Origin of the sequence: Bradyrhizobium acaciae (assembly GCF_020889785.1) — a bacterium.
In the GTDB taxonomy this organism is placed as follows: Bacteria; Pseudomonadota; Alphaproteobacteria; order Rhizobiales; family Xanthobacteraceae; genus Bradyrhizobium; species Bradyrhizobium acaciae.
The window spans coordinates 54,099-71,690 of sequence record NZ_JACMYK010000019.1 but is presented as its reverse complement, the minus strand read 5'-3'; the positions used below and the strand labels follow the sequence as shown (position 1 = coordinate 71,690).

Annotated in this window: 17 protein-coding genes; 15 read left to right on the top strand and 2 right to left on the bottom strand. The window is 64.7% G+C overall.

Annotation, left to right across the window (positions count from 1 at the left end; all coding sequences use genetic code 11):
• Window positions 1-188: 188 nt before the first annotated feature.
• From H8A92_RS11315 to H8A92_RS11290, 6 genes are all read left to right on the top strand, one after another.
• A complete protein-coding gene (locus tag H8A92_RS11315) occupies window positions 189-437 on the top strand; it encodes a DUF6489 family protein (protein ID WP_229195877.1) in 249 nt (82 codons plus the stop codon).
• Window positions 438-445: 8 nt separating this feature from the next.
• Window positions 446-1,237, top strand: coding sequence for an esterase/lipase family protein (locus H8A92_RS11310; protein WP_229195876.1), 792 nt, complete (start codon window positions 446-448; stop codon window positions 1,235-1,237).
• A gap of 58 nt (window positions 1,238-1,295) precedes the next feature.
• Window positions 1,296-2,846: a WS/DGAT/MGAT family O-acyltransferase gene (locus H8A92_RS11305; protein WP_229195875.1), complete on the top strand. Its 1,551-nt coding sequence runs from the start codon at window positions 1,296-1,298 to the stop codon at window positions 2,844-2,846.
• Between the two features lie 10 nt (window positions 2,847-2,856).
• Entirely contained in the window at window positions 2,857-3,852 is a 996-nt protein-coding gene (locus tag H8A92_RS11300) for an alpha/beta fold hydrolase (protein ID WP_229195874.1), read from the top strand.
• Between the two features lie 130 nt (window positions 3,853-3,982).
• Entirely contained in the window at window positions 3,983-7,216 is a 3,234-nt protein-coding gene (locus H8A92_RS11295; protein ID WP_229195873.1) for a bifunctional cytochrome P450/NADPH--P450 reductase, read from the top strand.
• Between the two features lie 160 nt (window positions 7,217-7,376).
• Window positions 7,377-8,051, top strand: a complete 675-nt coding sequence (locus H8A92_RS11290; RefSeq protein ID WP_229195872.1) for a spermidine synthase — start codon at window positions 7,377-7,379, stop codon at window positions 8,049-8,051.
• A gap of 71 nt (window positions 8,052-8,122) precedes the next feature.
• On the opposite strand, the gene H8A92_RS11285 is transcribed toward H8A92_RS11290, so the two are convergent.
• Together H8A92_RS11285 and H8A92_RS11280 are read right to left on the bottom strand one after the other, a co-directional pair.
• Window positions 8,123-8,518, bottom strand: a complete 396-nt coding sequence (locus H8A92_RS11285) for a nuclear transport factor 2 family protein (RefSeq protein WP_420831307.1) — start codon at window positions 8,516-8,518, stop codon at window positions 8,123-8,125.
• A 272-nt stretch (window positions 8,519-8,790) separates the two neighbouring features.
• The gene (locus tag H8A92_RS11280; RefSeq protein ID WP_233285396.1) at window positions 8,791-9,717 is read right to left on the bottom strand and encodes an alpha/beta fold hydrolase; all 927 of its coding nucleotides are present in this window, start codon (window positions 9,715-9,717) and stop codon (window positions 8,791-8,793) included.
• A 175-nt stretch (window positions 9,718-9,892) separates the two neighbouring features.
• Between H8A92_RS11280 and H8A92_RS11275 the strand changes: the two genes are divergently transcribed.
• The 9 genes from H8A92_RS11275 (at window position 9,893) to paaB (ending at window position 17,583) form a co-directional block, all read left to right on the top strand.
• Window positions 9,893-10,276, top strand: coding sequence for a hypothetical protein (locus tag H8A92_RS11275; RefSeq protein WP_229195869.1), 384 nt, complete (start codon window positions 9,893-9,895; stop codon window positions 10,274-10,276).
• On the top strand, window positions 10,273-11,355 hold the full coding sequence (locus tag H8A92_RS11270) for a PHA/PHB synthase family protein (protein ID WP_229195868.1): 1,083 nt from the start codon (window positions 10,273-10,275) through the stop codon (window positions 11,353-11,355). Before H8A92_RS11275 ends, H8A92_RS11270 begins: the two co-directional genes overlap by 4 nt.
• Window positions 11,356-11,381: 26 nt before the next feature.
• Window positions 11,382-11,978: a GNAT family N-acetyltransferase gene (locus H8A92_RS11265; protein WP_229195867.1), complete on the top strand. Its 597-nt coding sequence runs from the start codon at window positions 11,382-11,384 to the stop codon at window positions 11,976-11,978.
• Between the two features lie 181 nt (window positions 11,979-12,159).
• Window positions 12,160-12,636: a phasin gene (locus tag H8A92_RS11260; RefSeq protein ID WP_229195866.1), complete on the top strand. Its 477-nt coding sequence runs from the start codon at window positions 12,160-12,162 to the stop codon at window positions 12,634-12,636.
• A 221-nt stretch (window positions 12,637-12,857) separates the two neighbouring features.
• Window positions 12,858-14,141, top strand: coding sequence for a DUF445 domain-containing protein (locus tag H8A92_RS11255; RefSeq protein WP_229195865.1), 1,284 nt, complete (start codon window positions 12,858-12,860; stop codon window positions 14,139-14,141).
• Window positions 14,142-14,339: 198 nt separating this feature from the next.
• Window positions 14,340-15,110 (top strand): esterase/lipase family protein, encoded by a 771-nt coding sequence (locus H8A92_RS11250; RefSeq protein ID WP_229195864.1) that lies wholly within the window; start codon window positions 14,340-14,342, stop codon window positions 15,108-15,110.
• Between the two features lie 235 nt (window positions 15,111-15,345).
• On the top strand, window positions 15,346-16,215 hold the full coding sequence (gene paaX / locus H8A92_RS11245; protein ID WP_229195863.1) for a phenylacetic acid degradation operon negative regulatory protein PaaX: 870 nt from the start codon (window positions 15,346-15,348) through the stop codon (window positions 16,213-16,215).
• Between the two features lie 76 nt (window positions 16,216-16,291).
• On the top strand, window positions 16,292-17,284 hold the full coding sequence (paaA, locus tag H8A92_RS11240) for a 1,2-phenylacetyl-CoA epoxidase subunit PaaA (protein WP_229195862.1): 993 nt from the start codon (window positions 16,292-16,294) through the stop codon (window positions 17,282-17,284).
• Between the two features lie 11 nt (window positions 17,285-17,295).
• The gene (gene paaB / locus H8A92_RS11235; protein ID WP_016842890.1) at window positions 17,296-17,583 is read left to right on the top strand and encodes a 1,2-phenylacetyl-CoA epoxidase subunit PaaB; all 288 of its coding nucleotides are present in this window, start codon (window positions 17,296-17,298) and stop codon (window positions 17,581-17,583) included.
• Window positions 17,584-17,592: the final 9 nt, after the last annotated feature.

Genomic DNA, 17,592 nt, shown 5'->3' with positions numbered 1-17,592 from the left:
GTGCTGCCTGTCGGTCACGGGAATGATCACCGGCGCATCTTGTTTATGCCTGTCGCTCCAAAAACGGTTTGGTTGACCATAACGGATGATTGAGGCCGACTGCACCTTGGGGCGGGTGGGGCCGACTTGCGCAACGCACCCCGTCGCGGCGATACTGAGGTGGGTCAGGCGCGTTTGAGGAGGCGGATATGAAAGTCAACGTCGAGATAGATTGTACGCCCCTCGAAGCGCGGCAATTCTTCGGCCTGCCCGACGTGGCGCCGATGCAGAATGCCGTCATGGACAAGCTGCAGCAGCAGATGCTGTCGAACATCGATAAGATTTCGCCGGAATCGCTGCTGCAGAGCTGGTTCACCTTCGATCCCAAGCTCGCCGAACGCTTCCAGGACATGTTCGTGGCGATGGCCGGCTTCGGCGGCACGAGCAAGAAGAAATAGTGACCGACATGGACAGGAGCGTTGATGGGACCGAACGCCGGTTGCGCCCGCCTAGCCTGTTCTTGATGCTGGCCGAAGCGCGCGGCGTGCTCGAACTCAATTCGAGCCTGCTGCTGTCGCCCCTGCTGATGCAGGCGCCGAAGGGCGACGGCCATCCGGTGCTGGCGCTGCCGGGCTTCCTCGCCAGCGACCTTTCGATGGCGCCGATGCGGCGTTATCTGAAAGAGCTCGGCTACGACGCCTACGCCTGGAACATGGGCCGCAATTTCGGCGGGATTTCCAGCCGGCGGGCTGCGCTGCGCGACCTGCTGAAGCGGGTCCATGAAGCGTCCGGGCGCAAGGTCACGATCATCGGCTGGAGCCTCGGTGGCGTCTATGCGCGCGACCTGGCGGCGCAGATGCCCGATCTGGTGCGCTCCATCATCACGCTCGGCAGTCCGTTCGCCGACGACATCCGCGCCACCAACGCGACCCGGCTGTACGAGCTGCTATCCGGCGAGGCGGTGGACGACATTCCCGAGATTCGCGCCGCGATCGCCGGCGACATGCCGGTGCCGGCCACCTCGATCTATTCCCGCACCGACGGCATCGTGAACTGGCGCACCTCGCGGGTGCGGGCGTCAGCGACCGCCGAGAACATCGAGGTGCATCTGGCCAGCCATCTCGGCCTCGGCGTCAACCCGGCAGCGCTGTGGGCGATCGCAGACCGACTGGCGCAGTCGGAAGGCGAGTTCCGGCATTTTGACCGGTCGGGCCCCTTTGCCATTGCCTACGGGCCGGCAGAACAGGCACTATCCTGATCAGACGACGAGAAGCGCCGCCAAGGCGCCCGCGTGAGTAGGCTCTCGGGAGGAGATCATGAGCGACGCCAAGAAGCTGTCCTCGCTGGACGCATCGTTTCTGTATCTGGAAACGCCGGAAATGCCGATGCATGTCGGCAGCATGGCGATCTTCCGCCTGCCCTCCGGCTACAAGGGCGACTTCTTCGAGGAATTCAAGGCGATGATCGCCTCGCGGCTGCACATCGCGCCGATCCTCAAGGCGCGCCTGCAGAAGGCGCCGCTCGACATCGACCATCCGTCCTGGGTCGAGGACGACCAGTTCGACATCGACCGCCACATCTTCCGCGGCAGCCTGCCGGCGCCGCACGACCGCGCCACGCTGGAGCGTATCGTCGGCTGGATGCACGCCAAGCTCTTGAACCGCGCCCGCCCGCTCTGGGAGTTCTACGTCTTCGAGGGCATGAAGAACAATGAGATCGGGCTCTATTCCAAGATGCATCACGCCTGCATCGACGGCGGCGCAGGTGCTGCGCTGACCAGCATGATCTACGACCTGACGCCGGTGCCGCGCGAGATCGAGCCGCCGAGCGCGAAAAAGGTCGCACAGGAGCCGCGCGACATCGCGGCCAATCTGATCGACGCCTATCAGCAGCTCTGGACCCAGCCGTTCGAGGCGGCCGCCGCCGCGCAGAAGAGCCTGGAGCTGCCACGCTCGGGCAAGAGCGACCTCGGCTCGATCCTGTTCGACAACGCCATGTTCCAGATCGAGAGCGCGGTGAAGTTCGCAGGCTCCATGCCGACCGTCATGAAGAGCCTGTCCGACGTCGTCGCCAAGATCGCCGATCCGAGGTCGCGCGAGAACCTGCAGGCGATGGCCTCGCCGCCGACCATCCTCAACAAGGCGATCTCGTCGGAACGCAGCTTTGCCGGCACCTCGATCTCGTTGTCGCGCGCCAAGGCGCTGGCCAAGGCCTCGGGCGGCAAGCTCAACGACGTCGTGCTGGCGCTCGCCTCCGGCGTGGTGCGGTGCTATCTGATCAGCCAGGGCGCGCTGCCCAACAAATCGCTGACCGCCGGCGTGCCGATCTCGCTGCGCGAGGAGGGCAATGCCGAATCCAACAACCAGGTGTTCGGGATGATTTGCTCGATCGCGACCGACATCGAGGATCCCCGGAAGCGGCTGGAAACCATCATCGCGCAGTCCACCAAGTCCAAGGAGATGTCGCATCCGCTGCGCGCCCTGGTGCCGCAGGTGACCAACATCTCGCTGCTGGGTGCGCCGATCCTGGTGCAGATCCTGGCGCTGCTCTACAGCCGCTCCGATCTTTCCAACGTGTTGCCGCCGGCGACCAACATCACGGTTTCCAACGTGCCCGGGCCGCGGCAGACCCTGTACGCGGCGGGTGCGGAGCTGCTGCACATCTTCCCGGTTTCGATCTCGACCCACGGCGTGGCGCTCAACATCACCGTGCAGAGCTACCGCGATCAGCTCGATTTCGGCTTCATCGTGGGTGCCAACATCATTCCCCACGTGCAGGTGATGTGCGACATGCTCCCGCTCGAGTTCGATGCACTCGAGGCGGCGTTCGCTCCCCCGACCGCGGACATCAAGGGCGCGGCTGAATAGGAATTTCACAATGATCGAGATGCCACCGCTGCAGTTCGCCGAGACGAACGGCATCCGCATGGGGTTTTACGAAGCAGGCCCCAAGACCGACGCGCCGCCGGTGGTGCTGTGCCACGGCTGGCCTGAACTGGCGTTCTCCTGGCGCCACCAGATCAAGGCGTTGGGCGAGGCCGGCATCCGGGTGATCGCGCCGGATCAGCGCGGCTACGGCGCGACCGACCGGCCGGAGCCGGTCGAAGCCTACGACATGGAGCATCTGACCGGCGATCTCGTCGGCCTGCTCGACCATCTCAAGATCGACAAGGCGATCTTCGTCGGCCACGACTGGGGCGGCTTTGTCGTCTGGCAGATGCCGCTCAGGCATCCCACGCGAGTCGCCGGCGTCGTCGGCGTCAACACGCCGCATTGGGACCGGGCGCCGATGGACCCGATCGCGCTGTTCCGCCAGCGCTTCGGCGACCACATGTACATTGTCCAGTTCCAGGACCCGGCGCGCGAGCCGGACCGCATCTTCGGCAGCCGGGTCGAGCAGACCTTTGACGCCTTCATGCGCAAGCCGGCCGCCCGTCCGCCCGGTGCGCCGGAGGAGCAACCGATCGCCGGCGTCGGCGCCTCGGCGCGGCTCAATTTGGCGTTCCCGCAGATGATCGCGAATTACGACGCCAGGCACGATCCGCGGACGCCGATCCTGTCGGCCGAGGAGAAGAAGGTGTTCGTCGACACCTTCACCAAGACCGGCTTCACCGGCGGCATCAACTGGTATCGCAACTTCACCCGCAACTGGGAGCGCTCGGCCGGGCTCGACCACAATGTGCGTGTGCCGTCGCTGATGATCATGGCCGAGAACGACGCGGTGCTTCCGCCTTCGGCCGCCGACGGCATGGAGCGGCTGGTGCCCGATCTCGAAAAGCATCTGGTCCACGACAGCGGCCATTGGACGCAGCAGGAAAAGCCTGACGAGGTCAGCGCAAAGCTGATCGAATGGCGCAGAAAGCGGTTTGGGTGACGACGGGACACCGACGCCGTCATTGCGAGCGAAGCGAAGCAATCCATTGGCCCGCATATGAGGACAGATGGATTGCTTCGTCGCTTCGCTCCTCGCAATGACGGGTGGAAAGACAGGGGGCACTTCCGACATGGCGTCCGGCAACAGACTAAGTCCGATCCCGCATCCACCGACGAAACCGGTGGTCGGCAACATGCTGTCGCTGGATTCGACCGCGCCGGTACAGCATCTGGTCAAGCTCTCCAAGGAGCTCGGGCCGATCTTCTGGCTCGACATGATGGGGGCGCCGCTCGTGATCGTCTCCGGTCACGATCTGGTCGACGAGCTGTCCGACGAGAAACGCTTCGACAAGGCGGTGCGCGGTTCGCTGCGCCGCATGCGCGCGGTCGGCGGCGACGGGCTGTTCACCGCCGACACCAAGGAGCCGAACTGGAGCAAGGCGCACAACATCCTGATGCAGCCGTTCGGCAATCGCGCCATGCAGTCGTATCACCCGAGCATGGTCGATATCGCCGAGCAACTGGTCAAGAAATGGGAGCGCCTCAACGCCGACGAGGAGATCGAGGTCGTCCACGACATGACGGCGCTGACCCTCGACACCATCGGCCTCTGCGGCTTCGATTATCGCTTCAATTCGTTCTACCGCCGCGACTACCATCCCTTCGTGGAATCGCTGGTGCGCTCGCTCGAAACCATCATGATGACCCGCGGCCTGCCGCTCGAAGGCCTGTGGATGCAGAAGCGGCGCAAGACGCTGACCGACGACGTCGCCTTCATGAACAAGATGGTCGACGAGATCATCGCCGAACGGCGCGGCAACACCGACGTGACCAACGACAAGAAGGACATGCTGGCCGCGATGATGACCGGCGTCGACCGTTCAACCGGCGAGCAGCTCGACGACGTCAACATCCGCTACCAGATCAACACCTTCCTGATCGCCGGCCACGAGACCACCTCCGGCCTGCTCTCGTGCACGATCTACGCGCTGCTGAAGCATCCCGAGGTGCTGAAGAAGGCCTATGAGGAGGTCGACCGCGTCCTTGGTCCAGACGTCAATGCGCGGCCGACCTATCAGCAGGTGACGCAGCTCACCTACATCACCCAGTGCCTGAAGGAGGCGCTGCGGCTTTGGCCGCCGGCGCCGGCCTACGGCATTGCGCCGCTGAACGACGAGACGATCGGCGGCAAATATAAGCTGAAGAAGAACACCTTCATCACTGTGCTGGTGATGGCGCTGCATCGCGATCCCTCGGTCTGGGGCCCGAACCCCGATGTATTCGATCCCGAGAATTTCAGCCGCGAGGCCGAGGCCAAGCGCCCGATCAACGCCTGGAAGCCGTTCGGCAACGGACAGCGCGCCTGCATCGGCCGCGGCTTTGCCATGCACGAGGCGGCGCTCGCGATCGGGATGATCCTGCAACGCTTCAAGCTGCTCGACGTGCATCGCTACCAGATGCACTTGAAGGAGACGCTGACGATCAAGCCCGACGGTTTCAGGATCAAGGTGCGGCCGCGCGACGACAGGGATCGCGGCGCGTTCGCCGGCAGCACGGGCGCGGTTGCGGCCGCGCCGAAGGCACCGCGCGCGCCGACCACGCGCCCCGGCCACAACACGCCGATGCTGGTGCTCTACGGCTCCAACCTCGGCTCGGCCGAGGAACTGGCGACCCGCATGGCCGATCTGTCCGAGATCAACGGCTTTGCGGTGCGGCTTGGTCCGCTGGACGACTATGTCGGCAAGCTGCCGGAGGAGGGCGGCGTCCTGATCATCTGCGCCTCCTATAATGGCGCGGCGCCCGACAATGCGACGCAATTCGTCAAATGGCTGGAAAGCGATCTGCCGAAGGACGCCTTTGCGAAGGTGCGCTACGCCGTGTTCGGCTGCGGCAACAGCGATTGGGCGGCGACCTACCAGTCGGTGCCGCGCTTCATCGACGAGCAGTTGACCAAACATGGTGCCCGGGCGGTCTATCCGCGCGGCGAGGGCGACGCGCGGAGCGACCTCGACGGCCAGTTCCAGAAATGGTTCCCGGAAGCGGCGAAGGTCGCGACCAGGGAATTCGGCATCGACTGGAATTTCACCCGCACCGCCGAGGACGAGCCGCTCTACGCGATCGAGCCGGTGGCGCAGGGCGCGGTCAACACCATCGTGACGCAGGGCGGCGCGGTGCCGATGAAGGTGCTCGCCAACAGCGAGCTGCAGAACAAGGAAGGCGTCCATCCGTCGGAGCGCTCGACCCGGCATATCGAGGTCGAGCTGCCGGCCGGCCTGAAATATCGCGTCGGCGATCACCTCAGCGTGGTGCCGCGCAACGATCCGACCCTGGTCGATTCCGTCGCGCGCCGCTTCGGCTTCCTGCCGGCCGACCAGATCCGCTTGCAGGTCTCGGAAGGCCGCCGCGCGCAACTGCCGGTCGGCAACGCCGTGTCGGTCGGGCGGCTGCTCACCGAGTTCGTCGAGCTGCAGCAAGTTGCGACTCGCAAGCAGATCCAGATCATGTCCGAGCATACGCGCTGCCCGGTGACCAAGCCGAAGCTGATGGCCTATATCGGCGACGACGACGCCTCAGCCGCGCGTTACCGCGCGGAGGTGCTGGCCAAACGCAAATCGGTTTTCGACCTGCTCGAGGAATATCCGGCCTGCGAGCTGCCGTTCCACCTCTACCTTGAAATGCTGTCGCTGCTGGCGCCGCGCTATTACTCGATCTCGTCGTCCCCGGCCGGCGAGGCGCAGCGCTGCAGCGTTACCGTGGGCGTGGTGGAAGCGCCTGCGAGCTCGGGGCGCGGCATCTACAAGGGCATCTGCTCGAACTATCTGGCGCGCCGCCGCGCCGGCGACACCGTCCACGCCACCATCAAGGAAACCAAGGCCGGCTTCCGCCTGCCTGACGACAACGCCGTGCCGATCATCATGATCGGGCCGGGCACGGGGCTCGCACCGTTCCGCGGCTTCCTGCAGGAGCGCGCCGCGCGCAAGGCACAGGGCGCGACGCTGGGCCCTGCGATGCTGTTCTTCGGCTGCCGCAATCCCGAGCAGGATTTCATCTATGCGGACGAGCTGAAGGCATTCGCAGCCGACGGCGTCAGTGAGCTCTACACCGCCTTCTCGCGCGCCGACGGCCCGAAGACCTATGTGCAGCACCTCGTCGCCGCGCAGAAGGACCGGGTCTGGGAACTGATCCAGAAGGGCGCGATCGTCTATGTCTGCGGCGACGGCAGCAAGATGGAGCCCGACGTCAAGGCGACGTTGATGTCGATCTATCGTGAGCGCACCGGTGCGGACGCCGATGCTGCCGCGCGCTGGATCGAGGACATGGGCACAGGGAACCGCTACGTGCTCGACGTCTGGGCCGGCGGGTAGGCTCGGCGAATGGCGCTACAAACTCAGTGTCGTCCCGGCTTTCGCCGGGGCGACGATGGGGAAAGAAATCCGCCCTCAACCATCCCCGGCGCGAGTCACGATTTCGCATTCTCTCGGCGCTAGCTTCGCCTGCCCCGACGCCCATGTTACAAGCCGCCGCATGATTCCATGGGAAAAGATCGATACCGCGCGCATTCCCGGCACTGAAGGTGAATTGCGCCTGATGCGGCGAGGCCGCGAATTCTCGATCATGCTCGGCACCAACGAGCTGATGAACAGCCGCCTGTCAGGCTCGGAAGCCGCACTGGCGACGCTTGCTGCGAAGAAGGTCGAGCAGGTGGCAAAGCCGCATTTTCTGATCGGCGGCCTCGGCATGGGCTTTACGCTGCGGGCGGCGCTCGCGGTGTTGGGGCGCGATGCGCAGATCGTGGTGGCCGAACTGGTGCCGGCCGTGGTTGCCTGGGCGAGGGGCCCGATGGCCGAGATCTTCGGCGACAGCCTGAACGATCCGCGCGTCAGCATCAGGGAGACGGATGTCGCCGACGTGATCGAGCGCCATCCGCGCAGCTTCGATGCCATCCTCCTTGACGTCGACAACGGCCCAGAAGGGCTGACCCGCAAGGCCAATGATGCGCTGTACGACGTCTCCGGGCTCAAGCTCGCGCACAACGCATTGCGACGTGGTGGCGTGCTCGCCGTCTGGTCGTCCGGTCCGAATGCCAAGTTCCCGAAATCGCTGTCCCGGGCGCGGTTCGCGGTCAACGAAATTGCCGTCCGCGCCACCGGAAGAGGCCGCGGCGTGCGCCACGTGATCTGGATCGCCACCAAGGAATAGCAACTGCCTCGGCGCGCTTGTCAGCCTGGCTTCGCCACCAGCCCGGCACAAGGCCGGGCATCACGCCGTACTCAGAACATCGTGTTGCTGTTCGCCGGATTTTCCGGAACGGGCTGCACCACGTCCCAATGCTCGACGATCTTGCCGTCCTCGAGCTTGAAGATGTCGATGATCGCATTGCCGCGGGTGCCGGGCTCGCGCACGGCGTGGACGTGCAGGATCACGTAGTCGCCATCGACGAACGAACGCTTGATCTCGCTGTGCGAGTTCGGAAATTTTTCGCGCAGGAAGCCGATGAACTTGCGGAAGCCTTCGGGGCCGTCGGCCGCGCCGGGATTGTGCTGCACATAGCGGTTGCCGACATAGACGAGCGCCGCGTCGGCGTCCTTCTGGTTCAGCCCCTTGTCGTAGAAGGCCAGCACCGCCTTGCGGTTGGCCTCCTGCTGCGCCTCACTGGTGGCGGCCATTGCGGAGGACGACGCGAGCGCGAGGAGGAGAGCGGCGACGGCTGTCCGTGGCCGGAGAAGGGTCTTCATCTGGTGACTCCCGAGGCTGAGCGATGGATAGCGCTCTCTACAGCGTCCATGCCGCGCCCGGAAGAACGCACTCCTGGCTCACATGGTTACCCCAAGATACCGGAGCCCCGTTCCGATCGAATCGGAACGGGGCTCTGGATTCTGGTTTTGACGCGTTTTCTTCACGCGAACCGGTATCCACTTCGCTCGAAAACGCGCCGGCCTTATGCCGCCTTCGCCGCCGCGCCATGCGCGTGCTTGTCGATGGCGTCGATGATCTGCGGCCACATCGGGATCGGCAGGGCATGGCCCATGCCCTCGACCATCAGGAGCTTTGCGCCCGGGATCGAGACCGCGGTGTCCTTGCCGCCTTCGGGATGCACCAGCGGATCGACGGTGCCGTGGATCACCAGCGTCGGCGCCTTGACGCTGCGCAGGCGCTCCTTGCGGCTGCCGGAGGCGAGGATGGCGCGCAGCTGGCGGCCGACGCCCTCCGGATTGAGGCCGCGCTCAAAGGTACGCCGCGCGCGCTCGGGGTCGAGCGCCTCGTCTTCCGGGAACGAGCCGTTGCGCAGCACCTTCCAGGTCTGCCCGTAGCGGACGAAATACTCTTCCTTGCTCTTCGGCGGCGGCGCCATCAGCACCGCGGTCGCTTCGCGGGTCGGCCCCGGAATCTTTGGATTGCCCGTGGTCGACATGATCGAGGTAAGTGAGCGCACGCGCTCGGGGAAGGTGATCGCAACCTCCTGCGCGATCATGCCGCCCATCGAGGCGCCGACCAGATGTGCGGTGCGGATGCCGAGCGCGTCCATCAGGCCGATCGTGTCCCGCGCCATGTCGGCCAGTTTATAGGGCGCTGCGACCGGGATCTTCAGGAGGCGCAGCTTGATGAGCTCGAGCGCGGTCAGCCGCTTGCCGCCGCTCATCCGCGACGACTTGCCGATATCCCGGTTGTCGAACCGGATCACGCGAAAGCCGCGCGCGGCAAGCCGGCGACAGAATTCGTCGTCCCAATGGATCATCTGGGCGCCGAGGCCCATGATGAGAAGCAGCGGCTCCGCATTCGCATCGCCGAATATCTCGTAGCAGATGTCGATGCCGTTGGCGCGGGTTAGTTGCGGCAACTGATGGGCGAGCGTGGTCACGGGCATCCTCTCCTGGATTCGCGATCAGGAACCTGCATGCTGCCATGGATTGACGCAGCGCAGAAGGGCTTCGACGTCGGTGGGTGCGCCCTGCAGTTGACCGATCAACGGCAACAGTGTCGTATGGCACGAACAAGCGGAAGCGCGGCAAGCGTTCGGGATTGATGTGGAGGAGGGCCGCATGGCCGACAAGGGCAACGATCCTGCCGTGATCTGGCAGACGATGATTGGCGAGATGGAGAAGGGGTTCAACTCCTTCGGCAACCAGTTGATGAGCTCGCCTGAATTTTCCAAGGTGATGAATCAGGCCGGCGGCGTCGCGGCGGGTGCGCAGAAGCAGCTCGGTGAGCTGATGGAGAAATATCTGCTGACGATGAACCTGCCGAGCCGCGCCCAGCTCGTCGGCATGGCCGAACGCCTGCAGTCGATGGAGAACCAGCTCAACGAGATCAAGACGCTGCTGCAGCAGGTCCATCACAATTCGCTGGCGCCGGACGACGGCCACGGCGCAACGCCGCGGCCACCGCGCACAAAACGGCCGCCGGCGGAGGGAGGCAGCAAATGAATGCTCCCACCCCCTTTGATTTCGCCTCGATCTCCGAGCGGGTGCAGTCCGAGGTGCAGCGCGCGATCCAGCGCAGCATCAAGGGCGTCGAGTATTTCTCGAGTTCCGGGCCCGCGCTCGGCGAGACGCCGAAGGACGTGCTGTATTCGCGCGGCACCATGAACCTCTATCACTACCGGCCGATGGTCGACGAAATCTATCGCGTGCCGGTCCTGATCGTGATGGCGACCACCAACCGCGGCTATATCCTCGACCTCGTGCCGGGGCAGAGCTTCATCGAGTTCCTGCTCAAGCGCGGCTTCGATGTCTACATGCTGGATTGGACCGCTCCGAAACCCGAGGAAAAATCGCTGCGCATGGAGGACTACGTCCTCGACTTCATCCCGGAATCGGTCCGCCGCGTGCAGCAGGACTCCGGCGAGAAGGACGTCTCCGTGATCGGCTATTGCTTTGGCGGCGTGCTGTCGCTGCTCTATGGCTCGATCTTCAACGACGGGCCGATGAAGAACCTGATCTGCTTCACCACGCCGATCGATTTCCGCGAGATGAAGCTGTTCTCGAATTTCGCCGACCGGCGCTATTTCGACGTCGATCGCCTGATCGACAGCACCGGCAACATGCCGCCCGAGTTGATCCTGCAATCGTTCGACATGTTGCGGCCGGCCGCGCGCGTCGCCGGCCAGATCCAGCTCTGGGACAACATCTGGAACGACGAGTTCGTGAAGTCGTACCGGATGTTCGACCGCTGGGCGACCGACACGCTGCCGCTCGCCGGCGAATATTTCCGCGCCATCACCAAGGACCTGATGTGGGACAACAAGCTCTACAACGACACCATGACGGTCGGTGGCCGCGAGGCGAAGCTTGCCGACATCAAGGTGCCGATCCTGCACGCGGTCGCCGAGCACGACCACATCGTGCCGTATGACGCGGCAAAGCACCTCATCACCAAGATCGGCTCCGAGGACAAGGAGGAGGTGATGCTGAAAGGCGGTCACGTCTCGCTGGTCGCCGGCGCCAACGCAATCAAGCGGCTGTGGCCGAAACTTGACTCCTGGTTGGGCAAAAGATCGACCTGACAAGGATCGACTTGAGAGAGATCGACATGACCGAGCAACGTTCCTATCCGCGCCACGTCAAGACCGAGGCCGGCGACATCGAGTTCCGCCTGATGAAGCGCGCCGACGAGGCCGCGGTGCTGGCCTTCGCGCAAAAGCTGCCGACGCACGATCTCTTGTTCCTGCCGCGCAACATCAGCCAGCCGAAGGTGCTGTCGGCCTGGATCAACGAGATCGAGCGCGGCGACATCACGAGCCTGCTCGCGATCAAGGACGGCACGGTGGTCGGCTGCGGCACGCTGGTGCGCGATCCGCATTCCTGGTCGCCGCATGTCGGCGAGATCCGCATGGTGGTGTCGCTCGACGTGCGGGGGCAGGGCGTCGGCCGGGCGCTGTCGCAGGAGACGTTCGCTATTGCCCTTGGCGCCGGGCTGGAGAAGTTCTCGGTGCAGATGACAGTCGACCAGCGGGCGGCGATCGCGCTGTTCGAGAGCCTCGGCTTCAAGGCGGAGGCCCTGCTGCGCGACCACGTCAGGGACGTCGAGGGCAAGACCCACGACATCGTCGTGCTGGGGCACAATGTGGCGCAGGTCCGGGCGCAAATGGAGGCCTACGGGGTGCCCGGGGCGGTCGGAGGTGGTTAAATACCTCTAATTGCCGGTTTCGCGGGCAACCTGCCGGATCTTCATGCTACTCACAGGTTCGTGATGTCGCGCTGCAACATCGATGTTGCGGCGCACCATGGGGTGTGTCATAACACCGCTGCCCCGGGCCAATCCGGACGGGGTGAGCCCATAGCTCAAACCTGAGGATGGAGAGACCCCAATGCCCACCGAAACCAATTCCGTGCTGAACGGCGTCAAGGAAGCTTTCGCGCCCGTCACCGAGGCGTTCACCAAGCTCCAGAACCTGGAAGTTCCGGAAGCCGCCCGTGAGTTCGTGAAGAAGCAGGCCGAGGCCGCCAAGACCCGCGCTGCCGATGCCTATGCCGGCTCCGAGAAGGTGACCAACGTGATCGAGACTGCTGTTGCCGGTTCGGTGACTGAAGCCGCCAAGATCAGCCGCAACATCCAGCAGGCGATCTACCAGGACGCCGAGGCGTTCTTCGCCGGTATCGACAAGCTCGCGTCCGCCAAGTCGCTGAGCGAAGCTGCCCAGATCCAGTCGGACATGGTCCGTGCGCGCGGCGAACTGTTCGTCTCGCGGGCGAAGGCCACGACCGAGTATCTCGGCAAGCTCGTCACCGACGGTGCGAAGACCGCGCAGGACAACTTTGCCAAGGTCTACGGCAAGACCGCCTGATCGCGCTTGCGCTGACCAACTGCCCTTTTCGAAGGCCCGCCATTTCGCGGGCCTTCTTTTTTGGGCGCTCTCCCATACATCGTTGATGCCGCACTCCCCGTCATTGCGAGGAGCGGTAGCGACGAAGCAATCCAGCTCTCCGCAAACGGCAAGATGGATTGCTTCGCTTCGCTCGCAATGACGGTTAGTGTGCGGCCAGTGCGAGAGCTTCCTCCATCCCCATGACGCTACCAGCCGCCCTCATCGCAACGCCCGTCGATGCCGAACGTGCCGCCGAGCTGCGGCGCGTGAAATGGCTGGCGACCGGCGTGCTGGCGGCAACCCTCATCATCTTCATCGCATCGAAGGCGCTGCTGCCGGTGCATCCGGTGTTCGGCTTCATCGCCGCGTTCGCGGAGGCCGCGACCATCGGCGGGCTCGCCGACTGGTACGCCGTCGTCGCCCTGTTCAAGCGGCCGCTGGGGCTGCCGATCCCGCACACCGCGATCATCCAGAGCAATCAGGAGCGCATCGCCGAGAAGCTCGGCGAATTCATCGAGAACAATTTCCTGGAATCCGGACCGGTCGAGGCCAAGCTGCGCGAGATCGATTTCGGCAGCTTCATCGCCGATTGGCTGCGCGACCGCAAACGGTCCGAGGATCTCGCGCGCTTCGTGCTGCGGATGCTGCCCGAAGCGTTCGCGGCAACCGAGAGTTCAGGCTTGATGCAATTCATCAGCCGCCGCGTCACGACGCAGATGCTCTCGGTTGATCTTGCGCCGCTCGCGGCCGGCGCGCTGCGCGGCTTCGTGCAGGAGGGCAAGCATGAGGGGTTGCTCGACGACCTCTTGCGCGCGCTGCACCAGACGCTGACGCAGCAGGAGACCATGGCGGTGATCCGCGACAAGGTCCGCGCCGAGATGCCGACGCTCTTGAGGCTCTATCGCGCCGACAAGTTCGTGGTGAACCGGATCATCGCCTCGGCGACGAAATTCTTCGAAGAGGTGCGCAACGATCCGCAACATCCGTTCCGCGGCGAGTTCGACCGCATGCTGCTGTCCTTCGTCGACCGGCTCGGCAGCGACAGGGCGTTCGCCGATCGCATCGACGGTCTCAAGCGCGACCTGATGGCGCGGCCGGAGCTCGCCAATCTCGGGCGCACCATCTGGGCCAACGTCAAGGACTTCATCGAGCGCAGCGCGTCGGGCGAGTCGCAGGTGCTGCAGCATCAGCTGGCGAGAATGTTCGTCGAGGCCGGCGATGCGCTCCATGGCGATGCGGAGCTGCGCGGCGAGATCAATCAGGGGCTGGTCGCGATCCTGCGCACGGTTGTCGCGGAACAGAAGAGCGGCGTCTCGACCTTCATCGCTGACCAGATGAAGAGCTGGGACATGGAGCAATTGATCTCACTCCTCGAGGTCAATGTCGGCAAGGACCTACAATACATCCGCTTCAACGGCTCGCTGATCGGTGGACTTGCCGGCCTCGCGCTTTACACCCTGGAATATGTGCTGCGCTTGCTGTGACCGATTGGGCACGGCGATCACATAAGTTGTGGCAAGTGTGACCTGGGCCGCTTGCACGAAAGTGATCGCTTCCCTAGCTTTTCAAGGTTGATTGTTGCGTTGCGGAACGATTCCGCCGGGTTTGCGTCAATCCTATTGACCCATCCCGATGATCCATTGCCGGCCGCCGAGACGTCAGGGCCGTGAAGAGGAGCTGAAATGTCGGTTGCTGCGCAGACGCTACGCCCGCCGTCCAGGACACTGATGTTCCTGGAAGGCCGGGCCATTCATGAGCTTGGTGCCTTCCTTGGTGCATTGCCGCTGTTGAGCCTCGCGCCGCGCGGCGACGGGCATCCGGTGCTGGTGCTGCCCGGACTGATCGCCTCCGACATGTCCACGCGCCTGCTGCGCGACTTCCTCAAGAGCAAAGGCTACGCCGTCAGCGGCTGGCGCCAGGGCCGCAACCTCGGGCTTCGCGCCGGCGTGCAGGACGGGATGGTCGACCTGCTGCAGGAGATGAATGAAACGACCGGCCGCAAGGTCTCCGTCGTCGGCTGGAGCCTCGGCGGCCTCTATGCACGCCAGCTCGCCAAGATGATGCCTGAGCGCGTGCGCCAGGTGATCACGCTCGGCAGCCCGTTCGCCGCGGGCCCGAAGTCGACCAACGCCTGGCGCGTCTACGAGATGGCCAGCGGCCGCCGCGCGGATGAAGAGGATTCCCGTTTCGGCGGCTCGCTCGCCAGCGCGCCGCCGGTGCCGACCACCGCGATCTTCAGCCGCACCGATGGCGTTTGCGCCTGGCAAGGCTGCCGCGAGCAGGCCTCGTCGATGACCGACAGCATCGAGGTCGAGAGCAGCCATTGCGGCATGGGCCATCACCCGGCCGTGGTCTACGCGGTCGCCGATCGCCTCGCGCAGCAGGAAGGCGAGTGGGCGCCGTTCGATCGCAGCGGCTGGCGCAGCTTCGTCTATCCGGATCCCAACAGGTAAGCGCCCTTCCTTGCCTCGCCCCGCTTGCGGGGAGAGGCCGGAACGCATGGAGCGAAGCGCAATGCGATCCGGGTGAGGGGGAGTCTCCATGGGTCGTCTCTCACCGTGAACGCGGAGAGCCCCCTCATCCCGACCTTCTCAGAAACGAGCTTCGCTCGTCTCGGCCCCACACCCGGGGAGAAGGAGAAGACACCCGCATTGTCGTGAATCGACAAAACGCGCTATGCGTTGAGGCATGCCACAGCCGCTTGCCCGCATCGTCGATCAACTGAAGCGCGAGCCGTCACGCACCGGCTCGATCATCATCACCGTGTTCGGCGACTCCATCGTACCGCGCGGCGGCGCGGTGTGGCTCGGCACGCTGCTCGAATTCTTCAAGTCGCTCGACATCGACGGCAATGTAGTGCGCACCGCGATGTCGCGGCTTGCCGCCGACGGCTGGCTCGAGCGCAGCAAGGTCGGCCGCAACAGCTTCTATCGCCTGAACGCGAAGGGCCGGCAGACCTTCGACACCGCGACGCGGCACATCTACGATCCGCCGCCGTCGGACTGGACCGGCCGCTTCGAGCTGTTGTTGATCGGCAATGCCGAGGACCGCGACGCCGCGCGCGAGGCGTTGAAGAATGCCGGCTTCGGCAGCCCGCTGCCCGGCGTGTGGGTCGCGCCGTCAGGCGTGCCGATTCCGGATGAAGCGTCGCGCGCGATCCGCCTTGAAGTCTCCGCGGAAGACGACAGCGGGCGCCGGTTGCTCAGCGAGAGCTGGCCGCTCGATCGCACCGCGGACGCCTATCTGAAGTTCATGAAGACGTTCGAGCCGCTGCACGGCTGGATCATCAGAGGAGAGAGGCTGAGCGACGCCGATGCCTTCACCGCGCGCATTCTGCTGATCCATCATTATCGCCGGGTCGTGCTGCGCGATCCGCTGCTGCCGTATCAGCTGTTGCCGAAGGATTGGCCGGGCAGGGCGGCGCGCAAGCTCTGCGGCGAGATCTATCGCGGGCTACTTCCGTCGTCGGAACAGTGGCTTGACGACCACGCAACCAATGAGGACGGCCCGCTGCCGAAGCCCAACGGCGCCGTGGCGCGGCGCTTCGAGGGCGTCTGAACGTATTACAGAAATATCTTGCATTTAGAAATTTGTGTTATATATTTCCGCCTAACAACACACCGGGAGGTCGGCCATGTATACGCAGGCGCTCAACTCATCCGACGGCGACGATCGCGGCGTCGAGGATGTTGCCCGTGCCACGCGGTTCCAGGCCCGCATCGATGCCGACGAGCGCATCGAGCCCAACGACTGGATGCCCGCCGCCTACCGCAAGACGCTGACCCGGCAGATTTCCCAGCACGCCCATTCCGAAATCGTCGGCATGCTGCCTGAGGGCAACTGGATCACCCGCGCGCCGTCGCTGCGCCGCAAGGCCGCGCTGCTCGCCAAGGTGCAGGACGAATGCGGCCACGGCCTCTATCTCTACGCCGCCGCCGAGACGCTCGGCACCTCGCGCGAAGAGCTGGTCGACGCGATGCTCTCGGGCAAGGCGAAATATTCCTCGATCTTCAACTACCCGACGCTGACCTGGGCCGACATCGGCACCATCGGCTGGCTGGTCGACGGTGCCGCGATCATGAACCAGATCCCGCTGTGCCGCTGCTCCTACGGCCCCTATGCGCGTGCGATGATCCGCGTCTGCAAGGAGGAGTCGTTCCACCAGCGCCAGGGTTTCGAGATCATGGTGACGCTGTGCCGCGGCACGGCGGAGCAGAAGGCGATGGCGCAGAACGCGCTCGATCGCTGGTGGTGGCCGGTGTTGATGATGTTCGGCCCGCCGGACCAGGTCAGCCAGCACAGCGACACCTCGACGAAGTGGAAGATCAAGCGCTTCTCCAACGACGAACTGCGCCAGAAATTCATCGACGCCACCGTGCCGCAGGCCGAGTTCCTCGGGCTGACGATCCCCGATCCCGGCATGAAGCAGAACGCAAACGGCAATTGGGTGCACAGCCCGATCGACTGGGACGAGTTCAAGCAGGTGCTGGCCGGCAACGGCCCCTGCAACCGCGATCGCCTCGCCGCACGCCGCAAGGCGCATGAGGAGGGCGCCTGGGTGCGCGAGGCCGCGATGGCCTACGCCGAGAAGCGCAAGAGCCGCCAGCTCGCGCAAGCCGCAGAATAAGGGAGCCCGAGATGGCCACGCCGAACGTTCCGCTCTGGGAAGTCTTCATCCGCAGCCGCAACGGCCTCGCGCACAAGCATGTCGGCTCGCTGCACGCGGCCGACGCGACGCTCGCGTTGCAGGCCGCGCGCGACATCTACACCCGTCGCGGCGAGGGGCTGTCGATCTGGGTGGTGCCCTCGAACGCGATCACCGCGTCCGATCCGTCCGAGAAGGGCATGATGTTCGAGCCGGCGGAATCCAAGATCTACCGTCACCCGACATTCTACGACGTTCCCGACGAAGTCGGGCATATGTGAATTTCACCC